Origin of the sequence: Pseudonocardia sp. DSM 110487, assembly GCF_019468565.1 — a bacterium.
Taxonomy (GTDB): domain Bacteria; phylum Actinomycetota; class Actinomycetes; order Mycobacteriales; family Pseudonocardiaceae; genus Pseudonocardia.
Genome location: NZ_CP080521.1, coordinates 706,714 through 722,397 on the forward strand (window position 1 = coordinate 706,714; position 15,684 = coordinate 722,397).

At 72.7% G+C, this 15,684-nt stretch carries 16 protein-coding genes; 9 read left to right on the forward strand and 7 right to left on the reverse strand.

All coding sequences use genetic code 11. From position 1 onward, the window contains the following. Position 1 precedes the first annotated feature (1 nt). Positions 2 to 1,396, forward strand: a complete 1,395-nt coding sequence (locus K1T35_RS03190) for an ethanolamine ammonia-lyase subunit EutB (protein ID WP_220258692.1) — start codon at positions 2 to 4, stop codon at positions 1,394 to 1,396. Next, positions 1,393 to 2,127, forward strand: coding sequence for an ethanolamine ammonia-lyase subunit EutC (gene eutC, locus K1T35_RS03195; protein WP_255621532.1), 735 nt, complete (start codon positions 1,393 to 1,395; stop codon positions 2,125 to 2,127). Before K1T35_RS03190 ends, eutC begins: the two co-directional genes overlap by 4 nt. A gap of 10 nt (positions 2,128 to 2,137) precedes the next feature. Here eutC and K1T35_RS03200 read toward each other — a convergent pair whose 3' ends face one another. After that, positions 2,138 to 3,148 carry a zinc-binding dehydrogenase gene (locus K1T35_RS03200; protein ID WP_220258694.1) on the reverse strand — a complete coding sequence of 337 codons (1,011 nt, stop codon included), beginning with the start codon at positions 3,146 to 3,148 and terminating at the stop codon, positions 2,138 to 2,140. A gap of 94 nt (positions 3,149 to 3,242) precedes the next feature. Between K1T35_RS03200 and K1T35_RS03205 the strand changes: the two genes are divergently transcribed. Further along, on the forward strand, positions 3,243 to 4,127 hold the full coding sequence (locus tag K1T35_RS03205) for a sigma-70 family RNA polymerase sigma factor (protein WP_220258695.1): 885 nt from the start codon (positions 3,243 to 3,245) through the stop codon (positions 4,125 to 4,127). Here the strand turns inward: K1T35_RS03205 and K1T35_RS03210 are convergent. The 4 genes from K1T35_RS03210 to K1T35_RS03225 are packed head-to-tail and all read right to left on the reverse strand — an operon-like array spanning position 4,117 to position 9,262. Continuing rightward, on the reverse strand, positions 4,117 to 4,761 hold the full coding sequence (locus K1T35_RS03210) for a response regulator transcription factor (RefSeq protein WP_220258696.1): 645 nt from the start codon (positions 4,759 to 4,761) through the stop codon (positions 4,117 to 4,119). The two genes, K1T35_RS03205 and K1T35_RS03210, sit on opposite strands and share 11 nt — an antisense overlap. Next, the gene (locus K1T35_RS03215; RefSeq protein WP_255621533.1) at positions 4,749 to 5,987 is read right to left on the reverse strand and encodes a sensor histidine kinase; all 1,239 of its coding nucleotides are present in this window, start codon (positions 5,985 to 5,987) and stop codon (positions 4,749 to 4,751) included. The genes K1T35_RS03210 and K1T35_RS03215 overlap by 13 nt, the downstream gene beginning before the upstream one ends. A gap of 9 nt (positions 5,988 to 5,996) precedes the next feature. Then, positions 5,997 to 8,510, reverse strand: coding sequence for an FtsX family ABC transporter permease (locus K1T35_RS03220; RefSeq protein WP_220258697.1), 2,514 nt, complete (start codon positions 8,508 to 8,510; stop codon positions 5,997 to 5,999). After that, complete coding sequence (locus K1T35_RS03225; protein WP_220258698.1) at positions 8,507 to 9,262, reverse strand: ABC transporter ATP-binding protein; 756 nt, start codon at positions 9,260 to 9,262, stop codon at positions 8,507 to 8,509. The genes K1T35_RS03220 and K1T35_RS03225 overlap by 4 nt, the downstream gene beginning before the upstream one ends. Positions 9,263 to 9,546: 284 nt before the next feature. Between K1T35_RS03225 and K1T35_RS03230 the strand changes: the two genes are divergently transcribed. From K1T35_RS03230 to K1T35_RS03245, 4 genes are all read left to right on the forward strand, one after another. After that, a complete protein-coding gene (locus tag K1T35_RS03230) occupies positions 9,547 to 9,933 on the forward strand; it encodes a helix-turn-helix domain-containing protein (RefSeq protein WP_220262358.1) in 387 nt (128 codons plus the stop codon). Positions 9,934 to 9,938: 5 nt separating this feature from the next. Then, the gene (locus tag K1T35_RS03235; protein WP_220258699.1) at positions 9,939 to 10,658 is read left to right on the forward strand and encodes a hypothetical protein; all 720 of its coding nucleotides are present in this window, start codon (positions 9,939 to 9,941) and stop codon (positions 10,656 to 10,658) included. 147 nt (positions 10,659 to 10,805) lie between these two features. Further along, positions 10,806 to 11,117, forward strand: a complete 312-nt coding sequence (locus K1T35_RS03240; RefSeq protein ID WP_255621534.1) for a DUF2516 family protein — start codon at positions 10,806 to 10,808, stop codon at positions 11,115 to 11,117. Continuing rightward, positions 11,114 to 11,665 carry a YbaK/EbsC family protein gene (locus tag K1T35_RS03245; RefSeq protein ID WP_220258701.1) on the forward strand — a complete coding sequence of 184 codons (552 nt, stop codon included), beginning with the start codon at positions 11,114 to 11,116 and terminating at the stop codon, positions 11,663 to 11,665. The genes K1T35_RS03240 and K1T35_RS03245 overlap by 4 nt, the downstream gene beginning before the upstream one ends. Before the next feature lie 71 nt (positions 11,666 to 11,736). Here the strand turns inward: K1T35_RS03245 and K1T35_RS03250 are convergent, their stop codons facing one another. Then, positions 11,737 to 12,702 carry a zinc-binding dehydrogenase gene (locus K1T35_RS03250; protein WP_255621535.1) on the reverse strand — a complete coding sequence of 322 codons (966 nt, stop codon included), beginning with the start codon at positions 12,700 to 12,702 and terminating at the stop codon, positions 11,737 to 11,739. Between the two features lie 85 nt (positions 12,703 to 12,787). Here K1T35_RS03250 and K1T35_RS48665 point away from each other — a divergent pair, with 85 nt between their 5' ends. Beyond that, positions 12,788 to 13,399: a TetR/AcrR family transcriptional regulator gene (locus tag K1T35_RS48665; protein ID WP_255621536.1), complete on the forward strand. Its 612-nt coding sequence runs from the start codon at positions 12,788 to 12,790 to the stop codon at positions 13,397 to 13,399. Between the two features lie 41 nt (positions 13,400 to 13,440). Here the strand turns inward: K1T35_RS48665 and K1T35_RS03260 are convergent, their stop codons facing one another. Further along, positions 13,441 to 14,076 (reverse strand): TetR/AcrR family transcriptional regulator, encoded by a 636-nt coding sequence (locus K1T35_RS03260; protein ID WP_220258702.1) that lies wholly within the window; start codon positions 14,074 to 14,076, stop codon positions 13,441 to 13,443. Positions 14,077 to 14,130: 54 nt separating this feature from the next. Here K1T35_RS03260 and K1T35_RS03265 point away from each other — a divergent pair, with 54 nt between their 5' ends. After that, positions 14,131 to 15,672, forward strand: a complete 1,542-nt coding sequence (locus K1T35_RS03265; protein WP_255621537.1) for an FAD-dependent oxidoreductase — start codon at positions 14,131 to 14,133, stop codon at positions 15,670 to 15,672. The last annotated feature ends 12 nt before the right edge of the window (positions 15,673 to 15,684 follow it).

The following is a 15,684-nucleotide window of genomic DNA, read 5'->3' on the forward strand; positions in this document are numbered from 1 at the left end:
GATGCGCTTCCGGGCAACCGTGGGTGGCCGCACGTACGGGTTCGACGCGGTCGCCACCGTGCTCGCCAGGGCAAGTCCGGCCCGCTCCGGCGACCAGCTCGCCGGCGTGGCGGCGGCGAGCGCCCAGGAACGGGTGGCGGCCCGCACCGTGCTGGCCGACCTGCCGCTGTCGGTGTTCCTGGAGGAACCGGTCGTCCCGTACGAGTCCGACGAGGTCACGCGCCTGATCGTGGACACGCACGACCCGGCGGCGTTCGCGCCGGTGTCGCACCTGACGGTCGGCGGATTCCGCGACTGGCTGCTGTCCTACGAAGCCACAGCGCCGGTGCTCGCCGCGCTCGCGCCCGGGCTCACGCCGGAGATGGTCGCCGCCGTCTCGAAGCTGATGCGAAACCAGGACCTCATCCAGGTCGCGCGCCGGTGCCGGGTGGTCACGCGGTTCCGGAACACCATCGGGCTGCCGGGCAGGCTGTCGGTGCGGTTGCAGCCCAACCACCCCACCGACGACCCCCGCGGCGTCGCGGCCTCGATCCTCGACGGCCTGCTGCACGGCTGCGGCGACGCGGTCATCGGGATCAACCCGGCCACGGACAGCATCCCCGCCGCGATCACGCTGCTGAAACTGATCGACGACGTTCGGCAGCGCTACGACATCCCGACGCAGTCGTGCGTGCTCACCCACGTCACGAACACCATCGCGGCCATCGAGCGGGGCGCGCCGGTCGACCTGGTGTTCCAGTCGATCGCGGGCACCGAGGCCGCGAACCGCGCCTTCGGCATCGATCTCGCGGTCCTCGCCGAAGCACACGCGGCGGCCTTGTCCCTGGAGCGCGGCACGCTCGGCGCGAACGTCATGTACTTCGAGACCGGGCAGGGGAGCGCGCTGTCGGCGGACGCCCACCACGGCGTCGACCAGCAGACGCTCGAGGCGCGCGCCTACGCCGTCGCACGCCGGTTCGACCCGCTGCTCGTCAACACGGTCGTCGGGTTCATCGGGCCGGAGTACCTCTACGACGGCAAGCAGATCACCCGCGCTGGCCTGGAGGACCACTTCTGCGGCAAGCTCCTCGGCGTCCCGATGGGCTGCGACGTCTGCTACACCAACCACGCCGAAGCCGACCAGGACGACATGGACACCCTGCTCACGCTGCTCGGCGCGGCCGGGTGCACGTTCGTGATGGGCGTCCCAGGGGCGGACGACATCATGCTCAACTACCAGAGCACCTCCTTCCACGACGCGCTCTACGTCCGGTCGGTGCTCGGACTGCGGCCGGCGCCGGAGTTCGAGGCATGGCTGGAGCGGATGGACCTGATCGACGACGAGGGCCGGGTCCGCGAGCTCGCCCCGCGAAGCCCTCAGCTCACCCGGCTCGTCGGAATGCTGGAGGCATCGTGAGCGAGCCGGTGCCGGATCTCTGGGCCGCTCTGCGCCGGCACACCTCCGCCCGGATCGGCCTCGGCCGGGCCGGCGACAGCGTGCCGACGGCCCGGCTGCTCGAGTTCGAGGCCGCGCATGCCGCCGCCCGCGACGCCGTGCACACGCCGATCGACGTGGCGGCGATCCGGGCGCAGCTCGGCGGCCTCCCGACTGTCACGGTCCGCAGTGCCGTCCGCGACCGAAGCCACTACCTGCGGCGCCCGGACCTCGGCCGGCGTCTCGACCCGGAGTGCACAGGGCTGCTGGAGGCCCGGGGGTACGACGTCGCTTTCGTGATCACCGACGGCCTCTCCGCGCGTGGGGTGCACGACCACGCTGCCGCGGTTCTCCTCGCCGCGGTGGAGCAGTTGCCCGGCTGGTCGGTGGCGCCAGTGGTGCTGGCCACGCAGGGGCGGGTGGCGCTGGGCGACGAGATCGCCGAGCGGCTGGGCGCCGCGTTCGTCGTCGTGCTGCTCGGGGAGCGGCCGGGCCTCAGCGCGGCAGACAGCCTCGGCATCTACCTGACCGCCGACCCGCACGTCGGCCGCACGGACGCCGAGCGCAACTGCATCTCAAACGTGCGCCCGCCCGAAGGGCTCGGACACGCGGCGGCGGCCGGCAAGCTCGTGCACCTCATGCACGAAGCTCGCCGGCTCGGGATCACCGGAGTGGGTCTCAAGGACGACACCGCCGCGCTGCCGGAAGGCTGACAGCGCCTGATCACTTCGTGGTGAGCACGGCCTTGCCGTTGATTTCGCGGCGTTCGAGTGCGCGGTGCACATCGGCTGCCTGGGCGAGTGGGAAGGTCGCGCCGGGTGCAACCTCGAGCTCGCCGGCGTGCACCTGCTCGAGCAGCCGGCGCAGGCTGTGGCGGTACCAGTCGTGGTTCGACTTGATCTCTTTGGGCAGCATGCACACGGCCGTGCGGCGGCCCGGCAGCAGGTTCAGCAGGTTGACCCGCAGGGCGCCGCGAACCGTGTCGGCGACCATGTGGCCAGGGCGGCCGGCGAACGCGTAGCTCACGAACACGCCGCCCCTGGCGAGTAGCCGGTACCCCTTGCGGATGTTCGCCCCGCCGATGTGGTCGAAGACGGCGCTGATCCCGTCGGGCTCGCGTTGGGCGATGACGGCGGCGAAGTCCTGATGCCGGTAGTCGATGAAGCTGACGCCGTAGCGTGCGAGCCGCTCGTCGCTGCCCGCCGCCGAGGCGGTGCCGTACATGCGCAGCCCCTTGAGCCGTCCGAGCTGGCTCAACGCCTGGCCGACGCCCCCAGAGGCTCCGTGGATGAGCACGGTGTCGCCGGTGGTGAGCTGTGCGTGGGTCTCGAGGATGCTCAGCGCGGTTAGGTAGTCGAGTGGGACGGTGGCCGCGACAGCCGGATCGAGGCCGTCCGGAAGGGGGACCAGCAACCAGGACGGCAGGACGACGTAGTCGGCGTAGGCGCCCATCTTCGGCAGCGCGGCCGCCACGAGCGTCCCCGGTTCGAGCTCCTCGTGGTCGACCACTTCGCCGACCAGTTCGTAGCCGGGCGTGAACGGCACCTTGCGTTGCAGGAGGTAGTCCCCACGGCGCGCCATGAGATCGGTGAAGCCCACGCCGATCGCGACTGTCCGAACCCGGGCGTGGCCGGGCGGGGGAGCGGAAAAGGTCCGCTCCCTCAACCGGAGTACCTCGACCCCGCCGAAGGACTCGACGATGATCTCTCGACCGGACAATGCTTCGTCGTTCATCGCTTCTCCAAACGGACTTGCCCGGTCCGGGAGTCGATCTCCCGGTTCTGTCGATCTACTGCCCTGAACCCCGGCGACGAAGGAATGTGACGCGGTGGACGAACGCGCATGGCTGACCGAGCGTTTCGAGGACCACCGACCCCATCTGCACGCGGTGGCCTACCGGATGCTCGGCTCGCTCGCCGAGGCCGACGACGCCGTCCAGGAGGCCTGGCTGCGTGTCGATCGCGCCGACACCAGCAGTGTGGAGAACCTCGGGGGCTGGCTGACCACGGTGGTCGCCAGGGTGTGCCTGAACCTGCTCCGCTCGCGCAGGCACCGGCGCGAGGAGCCGATCGACCTGCGGGAGTTCGACTCGGTCATCGCCCATGGGGCCGGGGGTGACCCCGAGCAGGACGCGTTGATGGCCGACTCGGTCGGGGTGGCGCTGTTGGTGGTGCTCGACACGCTGCAGCCGGCCGAGCGCCTCGCGTTCGTGCTGCACGACATGTTCGCCATGCCCTTCGACGAGATCGCCCCGATGCTCGAGAAGTCCCCGGCCGCGACGAGGCAGCTCGCCAGCCGCGCCCGCCGCCGGGTCACGGGGACCGCCCCGGCACCCGACGCCGATCTCACCGACCGACGGCACGTCGTCGAGGCATTCCTCGCCGCCACTCGCGGCGGGGACTTCGAGGCGCTGATCACCCTGCTCCACCCCGATGTGGTGCTCCGTGCCGACAAGGTGGCCGTCGGCGCGCCCGAACCCGTTGTGATCCGCGGCGCCCACCCGGTGGCCAAGGGCGCGATGGCCGCCATGAACCGCGCCTTGTTCACCGGACCGGCGCTGGTCGACGGGGCGGTCGGACTCGCGATGGCGCCCGGCGGCCGGCTCCGCCTCGTTCTCACCTTCACGATCATCGAGGGGGCCGTCACCGAGATCGAGGTGGTCGCGGAGCCGCATCGCCTCGGTCGACTCGACCTCGCCGTTCTCAATGGTTGAGGTAGGCGAGGACCGCTCGGACGCGGCGGTGGGTGTCGTCGGCGGGTGGCAGCTCCAGTTTGGTGAGGATGTTGGTGATGTGCTTCTCGACCGAGGGTGGGGCGAGCACGAGCTCGGCGCAGATGGCCGAGTTGGACAGGCCCTGCGCGACGAGCGCGAGCACCTCTCGCTCACGGGCGGTGAGTGCGGTGATGCCCTGGTCGCGGTTGTTGCGGGCGAACAGCTGCCGGATCACCTCGGGGTCCATTGCGGTGCCGCCCGCGGCGACCCGGTCGATCGCGTCGAGGAACTCGTCGAGCGCGGTCACGCGGTCCTTGAGCAGGTAGCCGACCGCGCCGTTGCCGTCGGCGATCAGCTCGGCGGCGTAGGTGCGCTCGACGTACTGGGACAGGATGAGGATCGGCGCCTTCGGTTCGCGCTTGCGGATGGCGAGGGCGGCCCGCAGTCCCTCGTCCCGGAACCCGGGCGGCATTCGCACGTCCACGATGGACAGATCGGGCCGGTGCTCCTGCACAGCGCTCTCGAGGTCGGGGGCGTTGTCCACCGCGGCGACCACGGTGTGCCCGGTGTCGGTGAGGATCCGGATCAGGCCGTCCCTGAGCAGGAGCAGGTCTTCGGCGATCACGATGCGCATGGCAGCTCCGCGTGGACGACGGTCGGACCGCCGGGTGGACTGGTGATCTGCATCCTGCCGTCGAGTGCCTCGACGCGGCGCCGTAGCCCGTCGAGGCCGGACCCGTCCGGGTCCGCGCCGCCGTGCCCGTCGTCGCGGATCTGCACGGACAGCATGCCGTCCGGGCGGCGGGTGACGGCCACGACGCACTCGTCGGCCTCGGCGTGCTTGATGGCGTTCGCCAGCGTCTCCGCGACCACGAAGTAGGCGGCCGACTCCACCGCGGGGGCCAGGGCGCCGACGTCGTCGGCGCGCACCACGACGGTGAGCGGCGCGTCGCCTGCCAGTGCGGTGAGCGCCGCGGCGAGGCCACGGTCGGTCAGGATCGGTGGGTGGATCCCGCGGACCAGCCTGCGCAGCTCGGCGAGCGCGTCGTCGAGCTGCCTGCGGGCGGTGAGCAGGTCGTCGCGCAGCGGGTCCTCCTGCCTGCCTTCGACGCGCATCCGGCGCTCGGCGAGGGCCAGCGTCATCCCGGCCGCGACGATGCGGGCCTGAGCGCCGTCGTGCAGGTCGCGCTCGATGCGCTGCAGCTCGGCGGCCTGCGCATCCACGACCCGGCGGCGGGTGACGGCGAGCTCGGTGGCTCGTTTCTCGAGGCGCTGCCGGGGGCCCGGCCCGAGCAGCCGCTCCGCGACCCGGGCCTGCGCCATCGCAAGCACGCGGACCAGCCACCAGGCCGGGAAGGCCAGCGCGAGTCCGAGCACGCTGAGTGCGAGCCGGCCCGGGACCGTGTGGAACAGCGCATCGACGAGCGGGGGCAGGTGTGGGTTGGGCACGGCCCACAGCCAGGTGGGCGCGGCGATCGTGGCGAGGTCGAGGATCGCGATCACCACGCCTGGGATCCCGCAGGCGAGCCCGAGCGGGAACAGCAGCGCCAGCCATGCGAGGTCCCGCCACGTCGCCGGCTGACGGAGCAGATCGCGGCCCCGCGCCCAGGGGTTCGCGCCCACCCCGGGTTCGTAGGGATCGGGGATCGGCCGGCCCAGCAGCGCCCCCGCCCGCAGCCGCTCCAGGTGGGCGATCCGGCGGGTCACCCACGTGACGGCCAGGAAGAGGGGCGAGCCGAGGTAGGTCACCGACAACAGGCCGCTGGCCAGCGTGGTGAACAGGACCCATATGAACGCGGCCGGTCCGATCAACACGCCGGTCAGCAGGTGGGCCAGGTCCCTGGCCGCGCGGGCGAACACCTGGAGAACCTAGTCGCCGAGGCCGGGAAGCGACCGGCGGTTGACCACCAGCCGGGCGGGCACCGCCCCGGCGACCACGCCGAGCAGCGCGACGCCCGCCACCATGCCCGCGTAGCGCAGGGGATCGGCGAACAGCCGCCACTGCCCGTCCTGCGCCACGCTGAAGGCGCCCACGACGACCCCGCTGATCAGGCAGCCGAGCACCAGCGCGACGGCCACCGTGATCAGCGTCTCCCGTCCGAGCATGCCGTGCAGCTGCCGTGCGGTTGCGCCGGCCAACCGGAGGTCGGCGAACTCGCGGCGGCGGGCACCCGTGGCGATGGCGAACGTGTTCACCACCGCGATGGCGGTGAACCCCAGCGAGATGACGACCATCAGCTCCCAGGCGGCCTGCTGGTTCTGCACGTCGGCGGTGCCGCCGCGCGGGTCGCGGGCGTCGGTCGCGGCCAGCGCGGGCCACCGCTCGGCGACCGCAGCGCGCACCCCGGGTTCGCCGCGCAGGTAGAGGGCGCCGACCAGCCCGCGGGGATCGTGCCGGGCCACCAGCTCGGCCGGCAGCACCAGCTCGCCGAACCCGCGCCACCGCTCGAACACGGCGACCACCGTCAGCGGCACGCGGGTGCCGTCGGCCAGCCAGAAGTCCGGCCGGTCGCCGACGTGCCAGCCGCGTTCCGCGGCGAGGGGCCCGCTGACGGCCACCGTGTCCGCGTCCAGCGCGCCCAGGTCCCCGTCCGAGACCCCGAGATCCAGGGCGGACTCGCCGGTCGCCCGCAGGCCCTGTGCCGGGTAGTCCTCCGGTTTTCCGCCGAGATCGACGACCACGCGCGTGCCGATCGTCGCGGCCGACCCGGTCACCTCGCGAACGGCCGTCACCTGCGCGGCCACGTCGAGCGGAAGGCCGGGAGCGTTCGTGGCGGCGACGCGGACCATCGCCGGAGCGGTGCGGGCAGTCTGCTGCTCGCCGGTGACCTGGGTGAGGATGTCGCCGTTGAGGAGCATCGTGGCGTTGATCGCGAACATCAGCGTCAGCGGGATCGCCACGCCGACGACCCGGCGGCTCTCCGCCCGGGTCATCGCCCCGGCCACCCGGCCCAGTACACCGGCCCCCACCACACGGGACACCGCCGACGTGAGCGCGCCGACCAGGATCGGCCCGAGCGCGGCCGCGGCGCACAGCAGCAGGGCGCAGGACACGAAGCCCATCCCCATGCCCAGCGGCCCACCCATCGGAACCAGGCCAAGAACCGCCATTGCGCCGCCGGCCAGCACCGCCGCGGCGGCGACGCGCAGCCTCCAACCGGCGCCCGAGGCGGCGACGGTTTCCCGCAGCGCCTGGGCCGGCGCGATCCGGACGGCCCGACCGGACGCCACGGCCGTGGCGAGCAGGGTCACCAGCAGCCCGACGACGACGGCGGCGATCAGCACCAGCGGGTTCAGCGCCACGGCGAACTGCGGGGGCACGGCGCCCAGGTCGCGGAACCGCGCGGCCACCAGGTACGCCACGACGACGCCGGCCGGCAGCGCCGGCACCGCGGCCACGAGCGTGACCATCCCGATCTCCACGCCGAGCATCGCCCGGAGCTGGCGCGGGGTCGCGCCGGCCGTGCGGAGCAGGGCCAGTTCGCGCAGCCGCTGGCGGACCGCGAGCGACACCGTTCCGGTGAGCACGAACACCGCGGCGAACCCGGTGATCCCCAGCACGAACCCGAAGATCGAGATCGCGCCGATGTAGTCCGGCGCCGCGCCGGGCAGGTCCGCTGTGGACTTGTCGGGGCCCGTGTGGACGCCGGCGACACCGGCGACCCGCTCCTGCAGCGCGGCGACGACGGTGTCGCGTTCCGCGCCGGGGGCGATCCGCACGGCGACAGCGGTCGGCCCGGACAGCCCGGACAGCTCGCCGACCTGCTCGTCGGCGACGAACACGGCGGCCTGCCCCGGCACGTTCCCGGCGGCCACGCCAGCCAGTCGGAGGTCCCGGACGCCGGTCTTACTGGTGACCCGCACGGCCTGCCCGACCTCGAGGCCGCCTGCCAGTGCGCCGTCGAGCACCACCTCGCCCCGCGCGGGCGGCGCGCCGGCCTGCAGCTCGTACGGGGTCAACGCCGCCGACGACCAGCCGTGCGCGACCACGGCGGCGCGTTCGGGCGCACGCACCGGGGCGCCGGCGACGTCGAGACCGACCGGGAACGCCGCGTCCGGCACGGCCGATGACACCCCCGGGATGCCGGCGACCGCGCGGGTCAGCTCGGCGGGTAGCGCGGGCGCGCCCGTCAGCCGCTCGCTCTTGGTCTTCACCTTGACCTTGTCGCCCTTGTCCTCCTCGGTGGTCAGTACCACCGCCCGGGGGCCGGCGACCACCGCGTCGGCGGTGGCGAAGCGGTCCGCGCCCGGGCCCGCCGTGAGCACCGAGGACAGCAGCAGCCCGCTTCCGGTGATCAGGGCGACGGCCAGGAACGCGGTGAGGAACGTCCCGACGAACGCGCTGCGGCGCCGTCGCACGGTCGCTGTGGCCAGCTTGATCATCGGGTGAGCTCCATCATGCGAGTGGCCACCTTGGCGGCCGTGGGTGAGTACAGGTCCCCGGCCAGCCGGCCGTCGGCGAGGAACACCACGCGGTCGGCCCAGGACGCCGCGCCCGGGTCGTGCGTGACCATCACGATCGTCGCGCCGAAGTCGTCGACGAACCGGCGCAGCAGCGCCAACACCTCGCGGCCGGTGGACAGGTCCAGCGCCCCGGTCGGCTCGTCGCCGAAGATCACCTCGGGGCGCGCGGCGAGCGCCCTGGCCAGCGCCACCCGCTGCTGCTGACCGCCCGACAGCTCGCCCGGCCGCGCCTTCTCCCGTCCCGCCAGGCCGACCCGCGCCAGCACCTCGCGGGCCCATGCCTTGTCGGGCCGGACACCCGCGAGCTGCTGGGGCAGCAGCACGTTGTCCCACACCGACAGCGCGTCGATGAGGTTGAACGACTGGAAGACGAACCCCACGTGTTTGCGCCGGACGATCGTCAGCTTCGGTTCCCGAAGGTCGCCGATGTCCTGGCCCGCGAGCAGCACGCGCCCGCCGCTCGGGCGGTCCAGCCCGGCGGCGCAGTGCAGCAGCGTCGACTTCCCCGAGCCGGACGGGCCCATCACCGCGGTGAAGGATCCCCGAGCGAACCCGACGGTCACCCGGTCCAGCGCGCGTACGGCAACCTGACCCGGGTAGACCTTCGACACCTCGGCCAACGCCACCGCGTTCCGCGGTGGGGCATTCCTCGAATCCTGCACCAGAACCATGCCGATGAGCCTTTCTGGCCTGACGGGCCGAAACCACCGGGTCCACTCGGATCTGTGAGGCAGGGCTGTCCCTACCCCCCGGGTCGCGGCAACGGTCGGATAGCCGCTCATCCGGGTGTGGGGAGCGTCATCCACCAGCGCAAGCTGGGTGCTTGCAAGAGCTAGCACTGCGGCGTACGTTCGGTGGAGACGCACGGAGGTGAGCGCGAGTGGCAGCGACGGAGCGGCCCTCCCAGCCGGGTGATACCGGCCCGGGGGAGCGCGTCGGGCACGCGGTCGAGCAGGTGGGCCACGTGGTCGAGCAGGCGGGGCACGCCGTCGGTCAGGCCGTCGACGACATCGGCACCTACATCCGCAGCCAGCGGGAGGGCGCGCAGGTGTCACTGCGGCAGCTCGCACGCGCCGCCGGCGTCAGCAACCCCTACCTCAGCCAGATCGAGCGGGGGCTGCGCAAGCCGTCCGCCGAGATCCTCCAGCAGATCGCCAAAGGTCTGCGGATCTCCGCGGAGGCCCTGTACGTGAAGGCCGGGATCCTCGATGAGAAGCCCGCGAGCGCCGTCACCGACGCCGTGCTCGCGGATCCGGGCCTGACGGAGCGCCAGAAGCAGGTGCTCCTCGACATCTACCAGTCATTCAGGCGGGAGCACGACTCGTCGCCACCAGAGGAGTGATCATCATGGCCGTGGAGCTTCCGACCACCGCCGACGTTCGCAAGGCTCGCCACAACGCGGCCAAGGTCGCCGCCGAGCGTGCCGAGGTCGCGCGTACGCCGCTGCTCGCCGTACTGGGCGTCGGGGACCGGGCTGTCAACGCCGTGTCCAAGGCCGTCGAGGGGGTGCAGCACCGGGTCGCCGAGCTGCCGCAGCACCTGAACGGCGAGGAGCTGCGCAAGGCGGTCGCCGAGCTGCGTGAGCAGGCCGGCAAGACGTACGCCGATTTCGCCAAGCAGGGCGAGCAGACCTGGGGCCGCATCCGCAAGCAGCCGCAGGTCAAGGAGGCCATCGCTCGCCTCGAGAGCTACACCGGCCAGCTCGACTCCCGGGTCGACAACATCGTCGACGACGCGCGTGACGCCACCGAGAAGGCGCTCACGACCGTCAGCACGCAGACCCGCTCCACCGGGGAGCGGATCGCCAAGGCCACGCAGCGGTTCACCGGCCGCGCGGCCGCCACGGTCACCGAGCTGAGCAAGGACGCCTCGAAGACCGTGGAGCAGGCCGGCACCGAGGCCGCCGAGACCATCTCGGACGCGGGCACCGAGGCCGCGCGTGAGACGCGCGGCACCACTCGCCGGGCCGCCAACCGGACCGCCCCGAAGGCCGAGCCGGCGTCGGGCGCGAGCAAGCCGGCCGCGCGCCGGAACAACTCCGCGAACGGCTCCAAGTCCAGCAGCTGATCCGCTGCCGACACACCAGTGCTCCCGAGGGCTCCCGTGCCTCGGGGGCACTGGTCTGTCATCTGCCCTTGTCGGTGGCCGGGCGCCGGTGACCGTTGAACCGGCCCGGGGATGTGCCCCGACACTGATCACACGTACTCTGGGTGTGTGAGCCTGCTGTATAACCTCGACGGCTGGGTGCTGTGGGCCATCTGGCTGGCCGCCATCCCCGTCGGTGGCTACGCGTTCGTCCACGCCCTGATGCAGCGTGCCGAGGCGTTCACGGCGGCCGACAAGCTCACGAAGCCCGCGTGGCTCGGGATCACCGGGGCCAGCGCGCTGGTGCTCATCTTCTTCCAGGGCGGCCCGCTCGGCACCGGAGCCCTGTTCTGGCTGGCGGCGCTCGTCGCGGTGCTGGTCTACATCGTCGACGTCAAGCCGGCCGTGGTCGGCGTGCAAGGTGGTGGGCAGCGCTGGTGACCGGTTGGTCAGTCCTCGGCACGCTGCAGGCGGTTCCCGCACTCGATCGGCCCGACCTCCTTGGCGACCCCGTCGTCATCGCGCTCAAGGCGCTCGACCCGGCCGACGCCGCGCTCGTCGGTGTCGCGGAGATCGACCCGGGGCTCGCCGACACGGCGCAGTTCTGCGCCGCGTACTCGTCGCCGCTCGACCGCTCGGCCAACTGCGTGGTCGTGGCAGGCCGACGCGGCGAGGACACCCGCTACGCGGCGTGCCTCGTGCTCGCCACCACGCGCGCCGACGTCAACGGGCTGGTCCGCAAGCGGCTGAACGCCCGCAAGGCCTCGTTCGCGCCGATGGACGACGCGGTCGAGCACACCGGCATGGAGTACGGCGGCATCACCGCCATCGGCCTTCCCGATGGCTGGCCGCTCCTCGTCGACGCCGCGGTCGCGGCCGCCTCATCCGTCGTGATCGGCAGCGGGATCCGGGGCTCCAAGCTCGCCCTACCCGGTGAGCTGGCGGCCCGGCTGCCCGGCGCCGAGGTCGTGGAGGGTCTCGGCCGGTAGGAACGCGCGCCGATTGCCGTCCTCGCGGTGTCCGCGGAGCGTGCGAGGATCTCAGCCGACGCGCGCAGCGCTCAGGGGACCAGTAGCACCCGGCCGAGCTGCTCCCGGCCCTCCAGGATCTGGTGTGCCTTCGCCGCTTCGGTGAGCGGGAGCCGTGCGTGCACGGCCGTGTGCAGCTTCCCGGCCGCGGCGTGCTCGGCCACATCGGTCACGTCCGCCCTCGCCAGCTCTGGGCGTGCGGCGCGCCAGGCCAGCAGGGAGAACCCGACGATGGAACGCAGGGCGTAGAGGGTCGCGGGCACGGCACCGGGCTCCCCGCCCGCCGCGCCGTAGACGACCACCCGGCCCAGCGGAGCGAGCAGGTCGATGGTGCGCTCCAGCATGGGACCACTCACGGAGTCGAGCACGAGGTCCACCCCGCCGGGCACTGCGGCGCGAACGCGTTCCGGCCAGTCGGGGTCGGTGTAGTCGATGGCGACGTCGGCCCCGAGGCCGCGCACGAAGTCGAGCTTGGCGGCTGAGCTCGCCGTGGCGACCACCGTTCCCGCACCGTGCAGCCTCGCCAGCTGGACGGCGAGGTGCCCGATCCCGCCCGCGGCCGCGTGGACGAGCACGGTCTCGCCCGCAGCGAGGCGTCCCAGTCGGAGCGCGCCGAGTGCGACCGGCCCGCCCATCGGCAGCATGCTCGCCATCGCGTCGTCCACGTCGTCGGGCACGGGGGCGAGCCACGCGGTATCGGCCACCACTTCGTCGGCGAACGCGTCCTCGACGAGGCTCGCGACCCGCTTCCCGAGTAGGCCCGTGTCAACCCCGTCGCCGGCGGCGACGACCGTGCCCACCACGTCACCGGTGAGGATCCCGGGCAGCGGGCGATGGAAGATCCCGCCGGTACCCCGGCGGAACTTGGTGTCGACGAAGTTCGCGCCGATCACCTCCGATCGCAGGCGGACCTGGCCTGGGCCCGGTTCGGGAACGAGCGCCTCTTCCAGCGTGAGCACGTCCGGGTCGCCGTACTCGTAGTAGCGCACCCTGCGCATGGTTCCTCCCCGAGATAATGTGGACCAGCGGTCAAGTTCGAACCGTACTGGACCGCCAGTCCAGTTGTCGAGTGAGGAGTACGCGGTGGCCGAACGTGCCGATGCCGCGCGGAACCGGCGTGCGATCCTGCTGGCCACCGAGGAGCTGCTCGCCCGGTTCCGGCCGGAACAGATCTCGATGGAGCAGGTCGCCGCGGCGGCGGGCGTCGGGAAGGGCACGGTGTTCCACCGCTTCGGCAGCCGCCTCGGTCTGATGACGGCGTTGATGCAGGAGCGGGCGTATGCGCTGCACGACGCCGTCGAGAACGGGCCGCCACCGCTCGGCCCCGGCGCCCCCGCCGGGGAGCGACTGCTCGCGTTCTTCGACGCGATCGTCGACCTGGTCGCCCGCAACAAGGGTCTGCTGGCCGCGCTGGGGCACGCCGTGACCGCGGCGCCCCGGCCGGACCCCGACCACGCCGACGGCCACCCGCTCCATCAGGCGTGGTGGGCCCACGTGCAGGCGTTGATCGCCGCGGAGCGCCCTGACCTCGACGCCGAGGCTGCGGCCGACGTGCTGCTCGGTGCGTTGCAGAGCGGTCCCGTCCTGAGGCTGTTCGAGCGAGGAGAGGGGAAGCGGGTCGCAGCAGCGGTACACGCCATGGTCGAGGCGCTGCTCAGGGCGTCGTGCACGGTCGGCCTCCCGCAGGTCGAGTAGCGCGCCGGTCCTACTCGACCACCGGAGTGCTCGCCTGGTCGTCAGGTGTACGGCGTGAGGCCCGTGCGTAGCAGTTCGAACGCGTGGTCGGCCTCGGCCAGTGCGACCGGCGCAAGCGCGTCGGCGCTGTGGCCGTCGTTGATCCGGCGCTGGTTGGCGGAGGCGAGCTCCTGCAGGACCGTGAGCACCTGACCGGCCGCCAGGCGTGCGGTGAGCTCGGGATGGGGGACGTCGCGGGTCGTCTCGAGCAGGGCGGACGTGAGCGCGTCCACGCCGCGGGAGTGGAAGCGCAGCAGGGCGGTGCTCAACGTGGGCGTGTCGCGGACGAGCCGGTGGAACGCCACGACATCGGGGGTGTCGCACAGGCCGGTGATCGGGTCGCGCTGACTCAAGGTGGCCCGCAGGTGGCGGTGGAGCGCGTCGAGCGGCGTCTCGTCCGCGGCGCGGTCGCGGACGACGCGGGCGGCCTCGTCCTCGTGGTCGGCGAACCGGTGCAGGACGAGGTCGTCCTTGGTGGGGAAGTACGCGAACAGGGTGCGCTTCGAGACCTCGGCGGCCTCGGCGATCTCCGCGACCGGGACGTCGTCGTAGCCGCGCTCGAGGAACAGCGCGATCGCCGCCTCCGAGATCGCCCGGCGCGTGCGGGCCTTCTTGCGTTCCCTCAGGCCGAGTTCCACGCGGCAAGCCTATACCTGGTTGTTTTCTGCACTCGGTGTACTTATGCTCTCGGTGTGACTATCGAACATGATGTGATCGTGGTGGGCGCCGGGCCGACCGGGCTCTTCCTCGCGAGCGAGCTGGCACTGGCGGGTGTGGACGTCGCGGTCGTGGAGCGCGAGGCCGGGCCGAGCGGGCAGTCGCGCGGCGGCGGGGTCAACCAGCGCAGCGCCGAGGTGCTGGCGATGCGTGGCCTGCTCGATGCGGTCACGGAGCGGGCCGTCCCGCGGGAGTCGGTGGGCGGGCACTTCGCGTTCCTCCCGGTCCCGCTCGACGCGCGGCCGTGGCGCACCCGCTACCCGGACGGGATCCTGATCCCGCAGGACCGCATGGAGGACGTCCTCGAGGGGCGCTTGCGCGAGCTCGGGGTCGAGGTTCGGCGCAGCACCGAGCTGCTCGACCTCGTCCAGGACGCCGACGGCGTCGAGGCGGCCGTCTCCGCCGGGCGGCTGCGCGGCCGCTATCTCGTGGCCTGCGACGGCGGGCACAGCACCGTCCGGAAGCTCGTCGGCGCGGACTTCCCGGGGCGGACCGGCACGATGTCGGCGGTCAGCGCTGATGTCGAGCTCGCCTCGGTGTCGGACACCGTGTCCCGCTCCGTCGGCCACATCAGCACGCTGGCCCGGACCGCAGGCGGGTACTGGATGATGCTCCACCCGCTGGACGGGGACGCCGGCCGCACCAGCGGGTTCCGCGTCGTCTTCGGTGGCCCGCCGCAGGCCGAGCTCCCGCGCACGGCGCCGGTGACCGCCGACGAGGTCGCGGCCGCGCTCGTCGCCGTCCACGGCCCGGACACCGTGCTCGGCCGGCTGCGCTGGGGCACGCGCTTCAGCGACGCGAGCCGCCAGCTCACGGAGTACCGCCACGGGCGCGTTCTGTTCGCGGGGGACGCCGCGCACATTCACATGCCGGTCGGCGGACAGGGTCTCAACCTGGGGCTGCAGGACGCGATGAACCTCGGCTGGAAGCTCGCCGCGGTGGTGGCAGGGCGCTCCCCGGATACCCTCCTCGACACCTACCACGACGAGCGGCACCCGGTGGCCGCGCACGTCCTCGCGACGGTGCGGGCGCAGGGCGTGATCATGAGCCCGCCGCCGGACGCCGATGACCGCAGGGCGTTGCGGGAGATCCTGACGGATATGGCCCGCCTCCCGGACGGCAACCGGTACCTTGCCGGGCTGATGTCGGGCCTGGCGGTCCGCTACGACCTCGGCGACCCCGACCCGCTCGTCGGCTCCCGGATGGTCGACCTGTCGCTCGCGACGGACGGCGGCACCACCACCGTCAGCGCGCTGCTGCGAGCCGGGCGTGCGCTGCTCCTCGACCTCGACGCGCCGCTCACCCCGGCGGAGGAGATCGTCGACGGCGTCGAACGGGTCACCGCCCGGGCGGTCGGCTCGCCCGTGGGCGTCGACCTCGATGCGGCGCGGCAGGTGCTGGTGCGTCCGGACGGTTACGTCTGCTGGGTGGGTCGCGAGCACGGGGATCGGCCCGACACGGCGCTCGCCAGGTGGTTCACGGGAAGTGCTCGGGAAGCGCCTGCGTTGCTCCGATGAGGCCTGGAGTGC

Bases quoted from the DNA above. Each gene is read 5' to 3' on its own strand.
- K1T35_RS03225 (WP_220258698.1), bottom strand. From the start codon at position 9,262: ATGGTTCTGGTGCAGGATTCGAGGAATGCCCCACCGCGGAACGCGGTG.
- K1T35_RS03190 (WP_220258692.1), top strand. From the start codon at position 2: ATGCGCTTCCGGGCAACCGTGGGTGGCCGCACGTACGGGTTCGACGCG.
- K1T35_RS03250 (WP_255621535.1), bottom strand. From the start codon at position 12,702: ATGCGCAGGGTGCGCTACTACGAGTACGGCGACCCGGACGTGCTCACG.
- K1T35_RS03235 (WP_220258699.1), top strand. From the start codon at position 9,939: ATGGCCGTGGAGCTTCCGACCACCGCCGACGTTCGCAAGGCTCGCCAC.
- K1T35_RS03200 (WP_220258694.1), bottom strand. From the start codon at position 3,148: ATGAACGACGAAGCATTGTCCGGTCGAGAGATCATCGTCGAGTCCTTC.
- K1T35_RS03210 (WP_220258696.1), bottom strand. From the start codon at position 4,761: ATGCGCATCGTGATCGCCGAAGACCTGCTCCTGCTCAGGGACGGCCTG.
- K1T35_RS03220 (WP_220258697.1), bottom strand. From the start codon at position 8,510: ATGATCAAGCTGGCCACAGCGACCGTGCGACGGCGCCGCAGCGCGTTC.